18 protein-coding genes and 1 pseudogene are annotated in these 17,581 nt (G+C 64.3%); 7 read left to right on the top strand and 12 right to left on the bottom strand.

The genetic code is table 11. From position 1 onward, the window contains the following. Positions 1-24: 24 nt before the first annotated feature. The 6 genes and pseudogenes from AC4QBL_RS09675 (at position 25) to AC4QBL_RS09650 (ending at position 5,838) form a co-directional block, all read left to right on the top strand. Positions 25-981, top strand: a complete 957-nt coding sequence (locus AC4QBL_RS09675) for a LysR family transcriptional regulator (protein WP_472907159.1) — start codon at positions 25-27, stop codon at positions 979-981. 158 nt (positions 982-1,139) lie between these two features. Then, positions 1,140-1,607 carry a (2Fe-2S)-binding protein gene (locus AC4QBL_RS09670; RefSeq protein WP_472907160.1) on the top strand — a complete coding sequence of 156 codons (468 nt, stop codon included), beginning with the start codon at positions 1,140-1,142 and terminating at the stop codon, positions 1,605-1,607. Between the two features lie 2 nt (positions 1,608-1,609). After that, positions 1,610-3,760: pseudogene (locus tag AC4QBL_RS09665) on the top strand (xanthine dehydrogenase family protein molybdopterin-binding subunit). 80 nt (positions 3,761-3,840) lie between these two features. Further along, positions 3,841-4,554 carry a YebC/PmpR family DNA-binding transcriptional regulator gene (locus AC4QBL_RS09660; protein WP_472899737.1) on the top strand — a complete coding sequence of 238 codons (714 nt, stop codon included), beginning with the start codon at positions 3,841-3,843 and terminating at the stop codon, positions 4,552-4,554. Between the two features lie 125 nt (positions 4,555-4,679). Further along, on the top strand, positions 4,680-4,928 hold the full coding sequence (locus tag AC4QBL_RS09655; RefSeq protein WP_472907161.1) for a DUF3297 family protein: 249 nt from the start codon (positions 4,680-4,682) through the stop codon (positions 4,926-4,928). 46 nt (positions 4,929-4,974) lie between these two features. Next, complete coding sequence (locus AC4QBL_RS09650) at positions 4,975-5,838, top strand: hypothetical protein (RefSeq protein ID WP_472907162.1); 864 nt, start codon at positions 4,975-4,977, stop codon at positions 5,836-5,838. 30 nt (positions 5,839-5,868) lie between these two features. Here the strand turns inward: AC4QBL_RS09650 and AC4QBL_RS09645 are convergent, their stop codons facing one another. From AC4QBL_RS09645 to AC4QBL_RS09615, 7 genes are all read right to left on the bottom strand, one after another. Continuing rightward, positions 5,869-6,735: a DMT family transporter gene (locus AC4QBL_RS09645; protein WP_472907163.1), complete on the bottom strand. Its 867-nt coding sequence runs from the start codon at positions 6,733-6,735 to the stop codon at positions 5,869-5,871. Between the two features lie 41 nt (positions 6,736-6,776). Continuing rightward, positions 6,777-7,610 (bottom strand): shikimate dehydrogenase family protein, encoded by an 834-nt coding sequence (locus AC4QBL_RS09640; RefSeq protein WP_472907164.1) that lies wholly within the window; start codon positions 7,608-7,610, stop codon positions 6,777-6,779. A 206-nt stretch (positions 7,611-7,816) separates the two neighbouring features. Next, on the bottom strand, positions 7,817-8,293 hold the full coding sequence (gene aroQ / locus AC4QBL_RS09635) for a type II 3-dehydroquinate dehydratase (protein ID WP_472907165.1): 477 nt from the start codon (positions 8,291-8,293) through the stop codon (positions 7,817-7,819). A gap of 115 nt (positions 8,294-8,408) precedes the next feature. Continuing rightward, positions 8,409-9,407, bottom strand: a complete 999-nt coding sequence (locus AC4QBL_RS09630) for a TRAP transporter substrate-binding protein (RefSeq protein ID WP_472907166.1) — start codon at positions 9,405-9,407, stop codon at positions 8,409-8,411. A gap of 90 nt (positions 9,408-9,497) precedes the next feature. Beyond that, complete coding sequence (locus tag AC4QBL_RS09625; protein ID WP_472907167.1) at positions 9,498-10,778, bottom strand: TRAP transporter large permease subunit; 1,281 nt, start codon at positions 10,776-10,778, stop codon at positions 9,498-9,500. A gap of 21 nt (positions 10,779-10,799) precedes the next feature. After that, entirely contained in the window at positions 10,800-11,345 is a 546-nt protein-coding gene (locus AC4QBL_RS09620) for a TRAP transporter small permease (protein WP_472907168.1), read from the bottom strand. A gap of 105 nt (positions 11,346-11,450) precedes the next feature. Beyond that, the gene (locus tag AC4QBL_RS09615; protein ID WP_472907169.1) at positions 11,451-12,137 is read right to left on the bottom strand and encodes a TetR/AcrR family transcriptional regulator; all 687 of its coding nucleotides are present in this window, start codon (positions 12,135-12,137) and stop codon (positions 11,451-11,453) included. A 124-nt stretch (positions 12,138-12,261) separates the two neighbouring features. Between AC4QBL_RS09615 and AC4QBL_RS09610 the strand changes: the two genes are divergently transcribed. Then, positions 12,262-13,323 carry a DnaJ domain-containing protein gene (locus AC4QBL_RS09610; RefSeq protein ID WP_472907170.1) on the top strand — a complete coding sequence of 354 codons (1,062 nt, stop codon included), beginning with the start codon at positions 12,262-12,264 and terminating at the stop codon, positions 13,321-13,323. 145 nt (positions 13,324-13,468) lie between these two features. On the opposite strand, the gene AC4QBL_RS09605 is transcribed toward AC4QBL_RS09610, so the two are convergent. From AC4QBL_RS09605 to AC4QBL_RS09585, 5 genes are all read right to left on the bottom strand, one after another. Beyond that, the gene (locus tag AC4QBL_RS09605) at positions 13,469-14,431 is read right to left on the bottom strand and encodes an IS5 family transposase (protein WP_472900628.1); all 963 of its coding nucleotides are present in this window, start codon (positions 14,429-14,431) and stop codon (positions 13,469-13,471) included. Between the two features lie 102 nt (positions 14,432-14,533). After that, the gene (locus AC4QBL_RS09600) at positions 14,534-15,424 is read right to left on the bottom strand and encodes a DMT family transporter (protein ID WP_472908226.1); all 891 of its coding nucleotides are present in this window, start codon (positions 15,422-15,424) and stop codon (positions 14,534-14,536) included. A 63-nt stretch (positions 15,425-15,487) separates the two neighbouring features. Next, positions 15,488-16,120, bottom strand: a complete 633-nt coding sequence (locus AC4QBL_RS09595) for an FMN-binding negative transcriptional regulator (protein WP_472908225.1) — start codon at positions 16,118-16,120, stop codon at positions 15,488-15,490. A 79-nt stretch (positions 16,121-16,199) separates the two neighbouring features. Then, entirely contained in the window at positions 16,200-16,850 is a 651-nt protein-coding gene (locus AC4QBL_RS09590) for an FMN-binding negative transcriptional regulator (RefSeq protein WP_472908224.1), read from the bottom strand. Positions 16,851-16,859: 9 nt separating this feature from the next. Beyond that, a complete protein-coding gene (locus AC4QBL_RS09585) occupies positions 16,860-17,510 on the bottom strand; it encodes a LysE/ArgO family amino acid transporter (RefSeq protein WP_472899730.1) in 651 nt (216 codons plus the stop codon). Between the last annotated feature and the right edge of the window lie 71 nt (positions 17,511-17,581).

The following is a 17,581-nucleotide window of genomic DNA, read 5'->3' as shown; positions in this document are numbered from 1 at the left end:
CAATCGTCTTGAAAATCCCTTGAAATGGATATGATTGTTGCTATGGTGGAACAATCAAGCGCTGAATACGGGGTGGACCCCAACGATTTGCTGATCTTTGCCCGCGTGGCCGAGCTGGGCAGCTTCAGCCGCGCGGCCGAGCGCCTGGGCTTGCCCAAATCCACCGTATCGCGCCGCTTGGCAGCGCTGGAACAGCGCATGGGCGAGCGCCTGCTGCTGCGCACCACGCGGCGCCAAACCGTCACCGAATTTGGTCTGCAACTGCTGGAGCATGCGCGCCAGGTGGTGGCCGAAATGGACGCCGTGGCCGTGCTGCGCGAGCAGCGCCAGGCGGCGCCGAGCGGGCGGCTGCGCGTGTCCATGCCCAGCGACTTTGCCAACCTGCTGCTGGTGGACAGCCTGGCCGCCTTCATGGCGCTGCACCCCGCCATTTCGCTGGAGCTGGATCTGTCGCCCCGGCGGGTGGACTTGCTGGGCGAAGGCTTTGATGTGGCCATCCGCATGGGCGATCTGCCTGACGACGCGCTGCTGGTGGCCAGCAAGCTGGCGGTGTTTACCCACGGCTTGTATGCCTCGCCTGACTACCTGGCCGAACACGGCGACCCGCAGAGCCCCGACGACCTGGCGCGCCACGCGGCCGTGCGCCTGATGCGTGGCAGCGGCGAGCCAGCGGCCTGGACGCTGATACAAGGCGACCAGCGCTGGAGCGGTGTGCCCGCCGGGCGCGCCAGTGCCAACTCACCCGAGATGCTGATTCGGCTGGCGCGGGCCGGTGCCGGCGTGGCCGCCGTGCCCGACGGTTTTGCCCAGGCCGATGTGCGCAGCGGCGCGCTGCGCCGTGTGTTGCCCGGCTGGACGCTGCCCACCAGCACCGCCTGGGCGGTGTACCCGGGGCGCAAGCTCATGCCGGCCAAGACGCGCGCCTTTGTTGACATGTTGCAGGTGGCGCTGGGCGGCTGCAGCCCTGACGCAGCCCCGTAAACCGTGGCGCAAGCGGCTGAGCAGGCCACAACCCTTGTCCCTTTCGCGACCGCTTGAAGGGGCCATTCAAACCGCGCTGTTGTGCGTTGCTGGCCAAACCTGAACAATGCCGGATCGAACGGCCCGCCAAAGGCCGCAGGCAACCCCCAGGAGACAACATGGTCAGTTTGAATGTCAACGGAAAAACGGCGGCGGTTGACGCCGAGCCCGACATGCCCTTGCTGTGGGCGCTGCGCGAAGACCTGCAACTTACCGGAACCAAGTTTGGTTGTGGCATGGCGCTGTGCGGTGCCTGTACGGTGCACCTGGATGGTGTGGCCGTGCGTTCGTGTTCCACGCCCATCTCGACGGCAGCTGGCAAGCAGGTGACCACCATCGAGTTCATGGGTGCCACCAAGGCGGGCCAGGCGGTGCAGGCGGCGTGGGTCAAGCACGATGTGCCGCAGTGCGGCTACTGTCAGTCGGGTCAGATCATGAGTGCCTGTGCACTGTTGGCCCGCAACACCCGCCCCAGCGACAGCCAGATTGACGAAGCCATGAGCGGCAACCTTTGCCGTTGCGGTACCTACAACCAGATCAAGGCCGCCATCAAGGACGCCGCGGTCGCATTGAGCAAGGCGGCCTGATCATGAAACAACCCAACACCCCCGAGATGGATGGCCCTGTGGGCACCACCCGCCGTGGCTTTCTGGCTGGCGCGGGCGCTGCGCTCGTGGTCGGTTTCACCGTGCCGCTCGCCGGGCGCGCGCTCGCGGCGGGCGAGGTGGGCTTTGCACCCAACGCCTGGCTGCGGATCACGCCCGACAACCGCATCACCGTTATCTGCGGTTCGTCCGAAATGGGGCAGGGCGTGCTGACGGCTATTCCGCAGCTGATGGCCGAAGAGCTGGACGCCGATTGGGCCAGCGTGCGCGTGTAGCAGGCACCAGCCCATACCGCCTTCAACAACCCGGCCTTTGGTATGCAGGCCACCGGCGGCTCCACCACTGTGCGGGGCCATTGGGACGTGATGCGCAACGCCGGCGCCACCGCCCGCGCCATGCTGGTGGCAGCCGCCGCCGAACAGTGGAGGGTGCCCCCCAGCGAATGCCGCACCGAAGCGGGCCAGGTGATCCACGGCAGCAAGCAGCTGACCTATGGCGTGCTTGCCGAAGCTGCATCGAAGCAACAAGCGCCCAAGCAGGTGGTGCTGAAAGAACCGAAGGACTTCAAGATCGTAGGCCAGCGCAAGGCGCGCCTGGACACCGTGGGCAAGACCAATGGCAGCACGCTGTATGGCATCGACGTGACCCTGCCGGGCATGCTGGTGGCGGTGATGGCGCGCGCGCCGCTGCCTGGCGCCAAGGTGGCCAAGCTCGACGACAGCCAGGCCAAAGCCGTGAAGGGTGTGAAGCAGGTGATCAGCCTGCCCAGCGGTGTGGCCGTGCTGGCCACCGGATACTGGGCCGCCAAGAAGGGGCGCGACGCCCTGAGGGTGGACTGGGACCTGGGTGCGCACACCGGCCTGTCTTCGGCCAAGGTCACGGCCATGTTGACCGAAGGCGCTTCGACACCTGGCGCGGTGGCACTGCAAACCGGGACCGCCGACGCCCAGGGCGCACGCATGCTGGAGGCCACCTACGAAGCGCCCTACCTGGCGCACGCCTGCATGGAGCCGATGAACTGCACCGCCTGGGTCAGGCCCGAAGGCGTTGAAATTTGGGCCGGTACGCAGAGCCAGGGCCCCTTGCAAGGCATTTTGAGCCAGGTGGCGCAGGTGGACGCCGGTAATGTGAAGGTCAACACCCTGATGCTGGGCGGGGGCTTTGGCCGCCGTTTTGCGCCCGACTTTGTGGTGGACGCCACGCTGCTGTCCAAGCTCAGCGGCACGCCGGTGAAGCTGGTTTACACCCGCGAAGATGACATGGCTGCAGGCTTCTACCGGCCCGCGGCCGTGGCCAGGTTCACCGGCGCCCTGAGCGCCGACGGCAAGGCCTCGGTGCTGAAAGCGGGGGTGGCCTCGCCTTCCATCATGGCGGCGTCGGGCTTTATGAAGATTCCTGACAACGGCGTGGACACCTTTGCCATGGAAGGTATTGCCGATCACCCTTACGACATCCCGAACCAGCGGCTGGCCTACAGCCGCCAGGAGCCGGGCCCGAGTGTGTGGTTCTGGCGCTCGGTGGGCCATTCGCAAAACATCTTTTTCATGGAGAGTTTCATCGACGAAATGGCGGCGGCCGCGGGCCAAGACCCTTATGCGTTTCGTCGAACCCTGCTGGACAAGCAGCCACGCTACCGGCAGGTGTTGGACGTGGCGGCACAAAAGGCCGGCTGGGGCACGCCGCTGCCCGCGGGTGTGTTTCGCGGCATCGCGGTGGCGCAGAGCTTTGGCAGCTACGTGGCCGAAGTGGCCGAGGTGTCGGTGAACCCCGACGGCACTCCCCGGGTGCACCGCGTGGTGGCGGCCGTGGACTGCGGCATGACGGTGAACCCCACCATCATCGAGCGCCAGATCGAGGGCGGCATTGTGTTTGGTCTGAGTGCAGCGCTGTACGGCAAGATCACCCTGAAAGGCGGGCGGGTGGAGCAGGGCAATTTTCACGACTATCCGCTGCTGCGCAGCACCGAGATGCCCAAGGTGGAGGTGCACATCGTGGCCAGCACCGAGAAACCGGGCGGCATTGGTGAGCCGGGTACGCCGCCCATTGCCCCGGCGGTGGCCAATGCGCTCTTTGCCGCCACCGGCAAGCGCCTGCGCAGCCTGCCGTTTGACGCTGAGCTGCTGAGGAAAGCCTGAGCGCGCGTGCCGGCCCCGGGTGGCAGGCCGGGGTCCACTAAACTTGTGGGCTCTGGTCAGCCACAACACAAGGAACACCCATGGGCGCGCAGTGGAAAGCAAAACACAAAGATCTGGCGGCCAACGCCAAAGGGCGGCTGTTTGGCAAGCTGGCCAAAGACATCATGATCGCTGCGCGCCACGGCGCTGACCCGGCCGCCAACTCGCGCTTGCGTCTGGTGGTGGAACAGGCGCGCAAGGTGTCCATGCCCAAAGAAACGCTGGACCGGGCCATCAAGAAGGGCGCCGGGCTCACTGGCGAGGCGGTGCATTTTGAACACGTCATTTACGAAGGTTTCGCACCGCACCGCGTGCCGGTGATGATCGAGTGCCTGACCGACAACGTGAACCGCGCCGCGTCGGACATGCGCGTGCTGTTTCGCAAGGGTCAGCAGGGCACCAGCGGCTCGGTGTCTTGGGACTTTGACCATGTGGGCATCATCGAGGCCGAACCCGCCCAACCGGGCGCCGACCCCGAAATGGCCGCCATTGAAGCCGGGGCACAAGACTTCGACGTGGGCGATGAAGACGGCGTGACCGTGTTCATGACCGACCCGACCGATCTGGACCTGGTCAGCCGCGCGCTGCCTGCGCAGGGCTTTACCGTGCTGTCGGCCAAGCTGGGCTACAAGCCCAAGAACCCGATCGACCCCGGCAGCCTGAGCCCCGAACAGCTGGACGAGGTGGAAAGCTTTCTGGCGGCGCTCGACGCGAACGAAGACGTGCAAAACGTGTTTGCTGGCCTGGGTGGCTGAGCCTTACCGGGTGCTTCTGCGAGGGTGATAAGCGGGCTGCTTCACGCTTTGTCGCCCCAGCGCCGTGCAGGCCCGGCCAAATCCGGGAAAATCACCGCTCCTTCCTATTCTGTGAATGCTTTTTCATGACCGACGCGACCCAAGCCCCAGCGCTGCCCGACCGCCTTTCTATCGACCCGCGCAGCCCGCACCATGTGGCCGCTGTGTTTGAGCACGACATTGGCATTCGCCTGAACGACCGCGAGCGTTTTGATGTGGCCGAATACTGCATCAGCGAAGGCTGGGTGAAAGTGCCCGCAGGCAAAACGGTGGACCGCAAGGGCCAGCCGCTGCTGATGAAGATCAAGGGCAAGGTCGAGGTGTTTTACAAGTAAGCAAACGACGCTCCGACAGACGTCACCAGTTACCACGGGAGCCAACATGGCCAGCGATTTGGATACGGTCAGGGTGCTCAGGGCACTGTTCAACGACATGCCGCGGGCACCCGAAGGCCTTTCTCACTTGGAAACCATGGCCTGGATCCAGCAGTCCATGAAAGACTTCGAGGGCGGTGAGATGGCTTACACCATCGAGCACATCACCCGCAATTCCATGCTCGACATCGTGCTGCGCATGCGTGAAGAGGGGCAACTGCGAGACGATGCGGCGTTTGACGAAACCGTGGCGCTGATCTCGACGCCCGAAGGCCGGAGAACCTTTATGGACCGCTGCATCACCGCGCAAAAAAGCGTGGATGCCACCTCCAGGCTCATCAACCGCGCCAAGCGTTCGTGGTCTGACCCAAGGCCGTTTTTTCACGTGCAGCTGGATGAAGTGCAGCGCTTTGTGCGGGGAGAACCCTCTGGCCCAGGGCCGTTGTTCGCCGAGTTTCTGGCGCGAGAAGATGTGCGGGGCATCGGGATTTTTGACGACGCACCAGAGCGCGTGTACGAGTTTTCCTGGGGCTTCGTGACCGAAGCGTCGAGCGTCTGGAATGTGTACGTGGCCGAGGTGTGGCGCCGTGGCACAGTGGGGTTTTTTGAGCGCTTTCTGGAGGCCTGGCGGATCGAATGCGATACCCCGGCCGACAGCGAGGTGGGTGCCCATCCAGTGCCCGTGCATGTGTCCATCGACGTGGGCATTGCCGCGTTCAGCAGCCTCACCTTGCAAGCCGACCCGGCCCAGGTTGACGGTTCCACACGGCAGTGGATCGGTGAGGTCTTCGTGGCCCGCATGCTCCCTTACATGGCCGGGCGCGCGCTGGACGAAGATTACGACTTCCCGCTGCCGCTGCACGACCAGTAGGCGTCTGGCGCTCCGTCACGTTGCTGCGGGTCAGCCGTGGCGCACGCGCACACCCAGGCCGCCACACAGCGCAATCAGGGCCACGCCGGCGACCGTCCAGGCGTCGGGGGTGTGCCCAAAGACCAGCCAGCCCGCGAGCGTGGCGAAACCAATTTGGGCGTACATGTAGGGGGTGAGCCGCGAGGCAGGGGCGCGGTGGTAGGCCTGAATCAGCAGGTAGTGGCCGGTGGACCCGAACACGCCCAGCAGACCCGCCAGCGCCCACAGCCGCCAGTCGGCCATGGGCGCCCAGGCCCAGGGCAACACCAGCGAGCAACACACCAGGCCCAGCAGACCGGTATAGAAATGCATGCAGCCGGGGTCTTCGGTTTTCACCATGCGGCTGGTGACGATCTGGTAGCTGGCATTGACGAGCACCAGCAACAACGGCAGCAGCATGGCGCCACTGAAGTCACTGCCCTTGGGTCTGATGACGATCAGCGCACCCGCAAACCCGCCCGCCACCAGCCACCAGGTGAGCGTGGGCACCTGTTCGCGCAGCATCAGCGCGGCCAGCAGCGTGACGACCAGCGGCACCAGCATCATGATGGCGGTGAACTCGCCCACCGGGATGTGGCGCAGGCTTAGGAAAGCCACCACGCTGGAGCCCACCATGAGCGCGCCCCGGCCCAGGTGCCAGGCGGGCGCCCGCATGCGCAGCAACGCACGCCCCTGGCTGGGCCAGAGCAGGGCGGTGGTCATGAGGGTTTGCGTGACGTAGCGCAACCACACCGCCATGACCACGGGCACCAGGGGCCCCACGTATTGCGACACGGTGTCGAGCAACGCAAAACACAGGGTGGCGCAAACGGTCAGCAAAATGCCCAGCGTGGGGTGGTGGTGTCTGGCGTCGGTCAAGGTGGCCTGTGTGGTGGGCTGTAAGCGCCGCCGGTTGGGGCTCAATAGCTCAAGCGAGCCACCGAGCGCAACACCTCGGCGGTGGTGGTGGGAAAGCCGAAGTATTCCAGATAGGCCGGGATCTGCTCGAACAGCATGTCGGAACCAACCTGAACGCGGCAGCCGCGGTCCTGGGCGGCGCGCAAGAAAGCGGTCATTTCGGTGCGCATCACCACCTCGCCCACAAAAGTGCTTGCGTCCAGGCGCGTTGCGTCCAGCGGCAGCGGATCGCCTTCGTTCATGCCCAGTGGCGTGGCGTTGACGACCAGGTCGTGGCCCGCCGGGTCGTTGCTGCCGGTCTTCACGTCGATGGCCGGGTAGTGGTCTCGGATACGCTGGCCCAGCGCCTCGGCCGACGCGGTGTTGACGTCAAAGAGGCTGATGGCACCGACGCCCGCGCCCGCCAGCGAGGCCGCAATGGCACAGCCCACGCCGCCGCTGCCCACCACCAGCGCCCGCGCGCCGCCGAGCGCCAGGCCTTTTCGCATGACGCCGCGCACGAAACCCGCACCGTCAAACATGTCACCCACCAGGCGCCCGTCGGGCAAACGCTTGACGGCGTTGCAGGCGCCGGCCACTTTCACGGTTGGCGTGACCTCATCCAGCAAACCTACCGTCACCACCTTGTGCGGCATGGTGATGAGTGCGCCCCGGACGTTGGTCAGACTGAACACCGCTTTGAGAAACGCCGGGTAGTCGACGGGCTTGCAGCCCATGGGCACCACCACGGCGTTCACACCCACCTGCTCGAAGTAGGGGTTGTAGATCATGGGCGACTTGAAGGTGTGCGTCGGGTAGCCAATGTGGGCGATGAGTTCGGTGTTGCCGGTGATCATGTTGGCGGGTCGAGTGTATAGGTGGGGGCGTTTGTCGGCAGCCGGCGTTTCGGTCGCTTTTTTTAAGCTCGATGTTCGTTAGTCGATTTAAGCCGTTCGTTTATCGCGCAAAAACGGGAGCGTGCGACCCCTGGTTTGCTGGTGTCGTGTAACGGTTTCGCCGGCTGTTTGGCGTTGGTGCGCTGCCGCAACCAGCGCTCAGCCCCTCAGGGCTTTTGTGTGGCGGCCGAATTCACACACTTGCGCACCAGGCCGTCCATGGCGATGAGGTAGCCGTCCACCCCGAAGCCCACCACAATGCCCGCCGCAGCCGGCGACACCCAGGAGTGGTGGCGGAAGGCTTCGCGGGCGTGCACGTTGGACACGTGGCATTCGATCACCGGCAGCGGTTCCACGCCCTTGATGGCGTCGTGCAGCGCAATCGAGGTGTGGGTGAAAGCGCCCGGGTTGAACACCACGCCCAGGACGAGGCCTTCCTTATGGAGCCGGCCGTACTCGTGCAGCTTGTCGAGCAAGGCACCTTCCCAGTTGCTCTGAAAGCATTCCACCTCGTAGCCCAACTGGTCACCGTGGGCTTTGCAAAAAGCTTCTACATCGGCCAGCGTGGTGTACCCATATTGCGCTGGCTCGCGGGTGCCCAGCAGGTTGAGGTTGGGTCCGTTGAGGATGAGGATTTTTTTCATGGTGTGGGTTCGGTCGGTTCGGTGATCGCCCTGATTATTGCGGGTTGCGCAGCCTGCAAGGGGTGCCACCCCGTTGCCGAGGTGGCTGGCCCGCTCGTGCTGCGCAGGGCAAGGCTTACTTGCGCACTTTGGCCAGTTCGGCTTGCACTTCTTTCACAGCCTCTTGGCCGACCGATACCGAGTACTTGGCGATCACCGGGGTCATCTTGTTGCGCAGTTTGGCCATTTCGGCCGGAGGCAACTCGGTCACCTGCATGCCATTTTTCTTGAGGTTTTCAAGAATGCTGGCGGCCTGGCTACGCGACTGCGCGCGCTGGTATTTAGCCGACTCGGTGGCGGCGTCCTGGATGATTTTTTGCTCGGCCGGTGTGAGCTTTTCCCAGAACTTCTTGCTGATTACTACCGACTGCGGGTTGTACTGGTGATTGGTCAGCGTCAGGTGCTTTTGCACTTCGTACAGCTTGGCCGAATTGATGGTGGCCACCGGGTTTTCCTGGCCGTCCACGGCGCGCTGCTCCAGCGCTGCGTACACCTCGGGCCACGGCAGGGGCGTGGGGTTGGCGCCAAGGGCCTTGACCCAGTCCACGTTGATCGGGTTGGGGATCACGCGCAGTTTCAGGCCTTCCAGGTCTTCCACCTTGTTGACGGGGCGCTTGCCGTTGGTGATGTTGCGAAAGCCCAGCTCGTAGTAGGCCAGACCCACAATGCCTTTGTCGTTCAGCTTGGCGTGCAGGTTTTTGCCAAAGGGTCCGTCGACCACCGCGTCGGCTTCTTTGATGTTGGCGAACATGAATGGGAAGTCGTAAATGGCGAACTCTTTGGCCAAGCTGGCAAAGATGCCCGAGTTCATGGACGCCATTTCCAGCGTTCCGCCCTGCAGGGCCGAGACGTTGGCTTGGTCACTGCCCAGAGCGCCGCCCGCGAACACGTTGACCTTCAGTGCGCCGCCCGACTTGGTCGCCACGATTTCCGCAAACTTCTCCATGCCCATGACGATGGGGTGGCCCTTGGCGTTTTGGTTGGCAAACTTGATGGTCTTGGTCTGAGCAGAAGCCACGCCCATGGCGGCCAGGGCCACCGTGGCCAGAACGGTTTTGATGAACACACGTTTCATGAGGTTGTCTCCAGTATCGGTCTCGGGACGCCGGCAATCAGAACCCCTGCGAGGGCGTACCCATCACAACGCAGAGGGGGGTAAAAATGGTCAGGAATAGAACCAGCGCAGCGGCGCCATCACGATCTCGGGGAAGATCACCAGCAGAAACAGCACGCAGATCTGCGCAAACATGAACGGCAGAACACCTTTGGCCACCTCGTCAATGCGCATCTTGCCCACACCGGCCACCACGTTGAGCACCGTGCCCACGGGTGGGGTGGTCAGGCCAATGGCGCCGTTCATGACGAACAACACGCCGAAATACACCGGGTCGATACCCGCCGCCTTCACCACCGGCATCAACACAGGCGCCAGGATAAGGATGGTGGGCGTGAGGTCCATGGCCATGCCGATCAGCAGGATCAAGACCATGATGATGCACAGCAGCAGGGTGGGGCGGTCCAGGAAGGGCTGCAGCAGCTCAATGAGCTGGTCCGGCAACTGCGCCACCGTGATCAGCCAAGCGCTTACCGCTGCGGCCGCAACCAGGAACATGATGATGGCGGTGGTTTTGGCGGCACCCAGAAACACCGCGTACAGCTGCGTCAATTTGAGCTCGCGGTAGACCACGGTGGACACAAACAAGGCGTAGACCGCCGCCACCACGGCGGCTTCGGTGGGCGTGAACACGCCCATCTTCAAGCCCACCAGCACGATCACCGGCAGAACCAGCGCCCAGGTGGACTCCCGAAAAGCCTTGAGCTGCTCGGCACGGGTGGCCTTGGGCGGCGTCTTGGCGCCTTCGCTGCGCGCCACCAGCCACCAGGTGATGGCAATGGCCGCGCCCATGAGCACGCCAGGCACGATACCGGCCAGGAACAGCTTGCCAATGGACACGTTGGCGGCCACGCCAAAGATCACAAATGGAATCGACGGCGGGATGACTGGCGCGATGATGCCGGCCGACGCGATCAGGCCGCCCGAGCGCCCTTTGTCGTGGCCGGCCTTGACCATCATGGGCAGCAGCAAAGCGGCCAGGGCGGCGGTGTCGGCCACGGCAGAGCCCGACAGTGAGGCCATCATCACCGCGGCCAGAATGGTGACGAAACCCAGGCCGCCTTGCACATGGCCCACCAGCGTGAGCGCCAGGTTGACGATGCGTTTGGACAGGCCGCCCACGTTCATGATTTCACCGGCCAACATGAAGAAGGGCACCGCCAGCAGCGGGAAGCTGTTGGCGCCTTCCAGCACGTTTTGCGCCAGGATCTGGGCGTCAAACATGTCCAGATGCAGCATCAGCGCCACACCCGAAATGAGCAGCGAGTAAGCGATCGGGATGCCCAGGGCAATGGCGCCAATCAGGGCACCCAAAAAGATGGCAATGGTCATGGTGGTTCCGGCGTGTCCGAATCAGTTTTTGTTGGGGTGCGCCGCAAGGTCGGCTTCGGTGGGCTCTAGGCCCTGGGGCATGTGCAGCTGTACCAGGGTTAGGCGCCCGGTCAGCACCTTCCACAGGTCCAGCGCCAGCATGGCGCCGCTGGCCACCGAAAACACAACCCCCGCGCTGTAGATCCAGGCCATGGACAGGCCCGTAACCGGGGCTTCAGCGTCCCAGTTGATACGGGTCTGGGCCAGGCTGCCTTCAAACATCAGCCAGGTGACGAACAGCATCAGGCCATAGCCCAGCGCTAGCGCCACTTGTTGCAGCGCGGCGGGCAACTTGGTGAGCAGCATGTCGGTGCCCATGTGCGTGCGCTCGCGCACCGCCACCGTGGCACCCATGAAGATGACCCAGATGAACAGCCAGCGCGAAAGCTCTTCCGACTCGGTGATGCCCGAGTTGAAGCCGTAGCGCGCCACCACGTTGCCAAACACCATGACGACCATCAGCGCCAGGCAAAGAACCATCAGCGCCGACAGCAGCTTGCAGTAGTGGTCGATCATTTTTTCGGACATGGGTATCTCCAACAGTGGGCGTATTTTGTACGAACTGGTTAGTTTTATTTATAGGGGTAAACCACTACAGCGTTGCGTGGCCGGTGGTTACCGGGCTGCGGGTTTTCAGGGAAGGCGCAAGAAGCGTTCGACCATGTCCACAATGCTGGCGCGCCGCTGCGCCACCACGTCGGGCGCGGTGAGGTCGCGCTTGAAAATCAGGCCGAAGGTGTGGCGGTTGGAGACGTTGAAAAACGTCAGTGCCGAAATCGAGGCGTGAATGTCGATCGGGTCCAGCCCCGGACGGAAGACGCGGGCGGCCACACCCCGCGCGTACAGACCATGAATGGCGGAAATGGCCGGCACGTTCAGCGCCTGTATGCTCTTGCTCTGGGCCAGGTACTGGCCTCTGTTCATGTTTTCCGCGATCACCAGCCGGATGTAGTTTTCGTTGCTGGCGTGGTGATCGAAGGTGAATTCGACCAGCCGGCGCAAGGCGGCCAACGGCTCCAGGTTTTCCAGGTGCTGCTGGCTTTCGATCTCCCGCATGCGGCGGTACGACTCTTCGAGGGCCCTAAGATACAAGCCTTCTTTGCTCTCGAAATAGTAGTAAATCATGCGCTTGCTGGTTTTTGTGGCGGCTGCTATCTCGTCGATGCGCGCGCCGGCCAAACCCTTTTCAGCAAACTCGGCCATCGCCACCTCCATGATGTTGGCCATGGTGCGCTCGGGGTCGTTGGTACGCGTAGTTTCCCGCACCGCCAGCGGTTTGGCGCGGACGCTGCGGTTGTCGAAATGTACTGGTTCGTTCATTTCGCTAGTATAGGTTCTGGCGCGCGTGCCCCGTACAAAAGTCGCCGCCTGTAGCCGCTACCATCTAAGGTCGGATTCCTTGTTTGCTGTCCCCCCTGTTTCTCGCGAAACACCGCCCTGCGCCATGCCCCAAGCCACTGCCCGCGACACCGCTTCGGCCTTTCGCAAAAAACCGGTTCAATTCGCCCCCGTGCCCTGGAGCGGGCGGGTGGACCCGGACGAATGCCACCGCCCGGGCGGCTTGCTGACCGCTGCGCTGATGCAATGCGCCAGCGAGCGCGACCTGTCGCAAAGCGACTTGGCCAGCGCGATGGGTGTGTCGTATTGGGATGTGAGTCAGTTGCGGATTGGGTTTCGGCCTATTGAGTCCATCAAAGACGAGCTGGCCGATGCCTGCGCCGTGTTTCTGGGTGTGCCGCGACTGACCATTGAGATGCTTGCTGGCCTGCTGGACCCGCAGGACGCACTGGCCACTGCAGCGCTCACGGGTGAAGACATCGTGCATGCGCGCCATTTGCAGGCTCGCGATGCGCCCGATGTGGCGTTGGACGTGCAGCTGAACCGTGCGCGCCCGTTGCAGGTCTTGTCGGTGGACGAGCTCGCCGAACTGCAGCGCGCCTATGGCAGCAACCCGGCAGTGTGTGAAGCCTTGCGCGCCGAGCTGCGCCAGCGGCCCATGTCCAAAACCGAGCTGTTGCGTGCGGCGGTGGGCACGCAGGCGCCCACAGGCTCAGCGCCACAGCCCGCGCTTGACGATGAGCCGCCACCAGCCCAGCCGGCCACTGCCATCATTCGCTGCACCTGTTGCCAGAAGCGCCTGCGCATTCCGCAGATGGACAGCCCCAGCGACATCCGTTGCCCCGCGTGTCAAACCGAGTACGCCGTCGATTGGCAGGCTTCGGTGTGTGTGGTGCAGCGCCATGAGCCGCCACAGGACGAAGCAAGTTTTGAAGAAGGTGCAGACCCACAACCCGACTTGTCGCACACGCCACCGGCCAACCCTTGGGCGGTATTGGGGGTGGCCCAGGGCAGCCCGTGGGCCGAGGTGGAGCGCGCGCGGCGCATGCTGCTGCAGCAATACCACCCAGACCGCCTGGGCCATGTGCCGCCGCTGGTGCACAAGTTGGCCGAAGACGCGTTCAAGCGGGTGAACGATGCCTACGACGCGCTGAAGGCGCAGCGCTAAGGCAACGCTGAACAAGCGGTCGATCCAGCGACCCGTTGCCTCCTGATTGCGCCATGCGAGAAGCAAGGTCAAATCAAGTGGATTTCGTACCGTTTCAGGGCCATTTCGACCTTGTGCACGCGTTTGGCGTGCGCTGCAGACGCACTCATCCCATGAGGCGCTGACGCGCCAGGTAGATGTTGGCCAATCCCAGCGCCACGAACGAGCGCGTGGCGTTCTTGGCCAGCCCCCGGTAGCGCACCTTGGCAAAGCCCCACAGCCGCTTGACCACTGCAAAGACGTGTTCGACCCGCGCCCGGATTCTGGACTTGTTGCGGTTCTTCGAGCGTTCGGCTTCATCGACTTCACCGCCCTTGCGCACGCGCTGGTTGGTGAAGTCTTTGGCCTTGGGCGCCCTGGAAGCGATCAGCGTCTTCTGGCTAGCGTAGGCGCTGTCGCCGTACACGCGCTGCTCGTTGCCGTGCAGCAAATCGGGCAGCGGGTGTTTGTCGTGCATGTTGGCCGCTGTCACCACGGCGCTGTGCGCCAGCCCGCTGCGACTGTCCACGCCGATGTGCATCTTCATCCCGAAATACCACTGCTGACCCTTCTTGGTCTGGTGCATCTCGGGGTCACGTTGCTTGTCTGCGTTTTTGGTCGAGCTCGGTGCGCCGATGATGGTGGCGTCCACGATGGTGCCGGTACCGACCTTCATGCCCTGCGCCTGCAGCACCTCTCCCACTTTGGCAAACAAGGCCTCGCCCAGTTGGTGCGTCTCCAGCAAGCGGCGAAACTTCAGCAGCGTGGTCGCATCGGGCACGCGCTCGCGCCCGAGGTCTATGCCGACAAAGCGCCGCAGCGCGGTGCTGTCGAGTAGCGCATCCTCGCAGGCCTCATCGGCCAGGTTGAACCAGTGCTGCACGAAGTACATGCGCAGCATACGCTCGAGCCCGATCGGTGGACGCCCGTTGCCGGCCTTGGGGTAGTGAGGCTCGATCACCGCGCACAACGCCTGCCAGGGCACGATCTGCTGCATCGTGGCCAGGAAGGTATCGCGCCTGGTCGGCCTGCGGTAAGGCTCAAAACCTTCAGCTTGATCGGCGGCCATGGCAAGGGTTTGCTGTTTCATCTTCATCTGCCTGTTCGTCTGTACTGCAACGGTACAGGTAAACACCACGCTCGAGCAGTACTTAATCAGCGTTGCCCTAAACACCCCTGGGGAGGCGTGTGGTCACGGCACCGGGTCTTCCACCCCTGTGCGCCGCAGCGGGTTGAAGCCGGTCACCAGCGCGGTGGCCAGCAGCACCAGCGCGCCGCCGGCAAAAATGCCCGGCGACAGCGCTTCGCCCAGAAAAATGTGGCCCCAGGTGACGCCAAACACCGGAATCAAAAAAGCCGGGCTCATGGCCGCCACGGGCGACACGTGGCGAATGATGCGCAGGTGCGCCCAATAGGCCAGGCCCGATGTGACCACGCCGAGCATCAGCAGCACGCCCAGCGCCGCCGGTGTGAACTGCGCTTGCGGCAGCCCCCACACCGCGCCGGGCAGCAAGAGTACCAGCGACATGGCGTGGATGCCCGCTGCAATGGCCAGCGGCTGCATGCGGGTGGTGGCGCGTTTCATGAGCGATGTGGAAAAGCCGTAACAAGCGGCCGCCGTGATGCAGGCCAGCGCGGCGGCCAGCGTGGCTGCATCGGGCTGCACCGGACCCAGCCGCACGATCAGGCCGACCCCCAGAAAACCGCATAGGCAACCCAGCAGCTTGCGCGCAGACAAGGTGTCTTCCTTGAGCCAGGCCGCGGCCAGCGTGCCAAACAGCACCGCGGTGGTGTTGAGCAAGGCGCTGTAGCCCGCCGGCAGGCGCAGCGCAGCCCACGAATACAGCAAAAAAGGCGCGGCCACCGACAGCACGCCCAACCCCAGCAGCTCGCGCCAGTGTTGCCAGGGCCAGCGGTGGTTCAGCGCGCGCATGACGATGGCCAGGGTGACGGCGGCCAGGCCCACCCGGCCACCGGCCAGCACCATGGGCCCCAGCAGCGGGCTGGCGATGCGCAAAAACAAAAACGAGGCCCCCCACAAAGCTGAGAGGCCGATGAGCTGCGCGAAATGTTTGTTTTTCACCGCGCGATTGTGCGGGGCTTTCGTGCTGCGGTCTGTCCGGTAGGTGCTAAGGGCCGCGTTGTGTCAACCCGCGCGCCGCATCGCTTCAGCCGCCGGGGTGTTCCCCAGGCCCTCAACCCCCGCCGCTGCGCCCAGCCGGTCGCGGTCCTCGCGGTTTTGGCCGAGCTTGGACTTGCCCACCAGACGGGTGATTTCAATCTCTATCCCGACTATGGCTTGCAGCAACCCGGTGATGAACTCGGGCGCCGAGTCGCCCATTTTCCAGGGCTTGGGCTGCTGCGATCGCTGCTCGTGCTCGCGCGTGAGGCGCGCCACCAGCCCGCGCACAAAGCGCTCGTCGTCCATCACGCGCAGGCGGCCGTGGGCGTGCACCACCTGGTAGTTCCAGGTGGGCACGTGGCGGTGGTGTTCGGGCTTGCTGGGGTACCAGTTGGGCGATATGTAAGCGTCGCTGGCCTGAAAGACCACGAGCACGTCGGCGCCATCGGCTGGCACCTCGCGCCACACCGGGTTGGCGCGCGCCACATGGGCGCGCAGCGTGCCCTGTGGGCCTGCTTCTTCAATCAGTTCAAACGGAAGGTGGTTGGCGTCCAGCCCGCCTGGCCCCTGGGTGATCAGCGTACCCAACGGGTGTTCGCGCATCACGCGCTGCAGTTCGTCGGGGCGGTGTTCTTCAAAGTGGGTGGGGAGGTACATGGCGGGTATTGACGGGCGCAGGTTCAAGAAGCTGCTTTTATATCGCGACCGGGTCCGAAAGGGGTGGACCCTGCCTGCGTCAGCGCGTGGTGTCGCGGTCCATGGCCTGCTGGACGAGGTCGGCCATGGCGTGCGATCCGTGGCTCGTGGACGCGCGCAAGCCACGGACGGTTCCTTCCCGGTCGGCCCAGGCTTCGTCCTGGCTGGCCTTGAGCTTGCCTTCGAGCCGGTCAATGGGCATTTGAATACCGACGATGGCGCGCATCAGCTGGTCCAGAAAATCGGCCGGCGCGTCAGCCATGCGCCAGGGTACCGAGCGCCCGGCCTCCTGGGCGTCGGTCAGCCGGGTCAACAGGTCCAGCAGGCCTTCGCGATCCTCGACAACGCGGGCCACGCCGTGCGCATGGGCGACGGCGTAATTCCAGGTGGGTACGACCCGTCCATGCATGTCCTTGCCCGGGTACCAGCCGGGCGTGATGTAGGCCTGCGGGCCTTGGAAGGTCACCACCGACGGTGTGTGAGGGTGCAGTTCGCGCCAGACCCCGTTGCCCCTGGCCACGTGCCCCAGCAGGGTTCCGTGCGGGCCTTGTTGGAGGTCCAGCACAAAAGGCAAGTGGTTGGCGGTGAGCCCGTTCGCGCCCTGGCACACCCAGGTACCCAGACGGTGGGCATTGATCAGCGCGAACAATCCGTCGCGGTCGGTGAACTGGTGGTAAGGCGGCAAGTACATACCGGTGCCTCAGGCGCCCTGAAGCGCATGGCGCAGCAGCAGCGCCGCCAGCAGCCACATGGTCATGCCGATCAGGCCGTCCAGCACCTGCCAGGCGCGGGGCCTGGCGAACAGCGGTGCCAGCCAGCGCGCCCCGAAACCGAGCGCCGTGAACCAGCTCAGGCTGGCGATGCTGGCACCCGCCACAAACCAGCCCCGCAGCCCTGCCGGTTGTTGGGCGCCGATGCTGCCCACCAGCAGCACGGTGTCCAGGTACACATGGGGGTTGAGCAGGGTGAAGGCGGCGGCCTGCGCCAGCGCGGCGCCGTGGCTCAGGCCCGCGCCACCCTCGGCCGCCCTCAGCTGGCTTGCCCGGCGCGCGCGCTGCAGCGCCTGCCAGCCGTACCAGGCCAGGAAAGCCGCTCCGGCCAGCGCCATGGCTCGGGCTACGCCGGGGCTGTTGCCGAGCGCCTGCGCCATGCCCAGTACACCGGCGGTGATGAGCAAAGCGTCGGCGAGTGCACAGAACAGCACCACGCTGGCCACGTGCTCGCGCCGTAGCCCCTGTCGCAGCACAAAGGCGTTTTGCGCGCCGATGGCCACAATGAGCCCCAGGCTCAGCACCAGGCCCTGCAGGAAGATTGGGAACACTAGCGAAGCGGAGACGGAATCAAAAGTCATGTGGCGAGATTGCCTGCGTTGTTTAATGAAGGCAAACTGTCTTTACTTCACTCGATTAAGAAGAACTGCAT

It is taken from the genome of Hydrogenophaga sp. L99, assembly GCF_058731905.1.
Note: the sequence above shows the minus strand (reverse complement) of the source record. Positions and strands in the feature narration are given on the sequence as shown.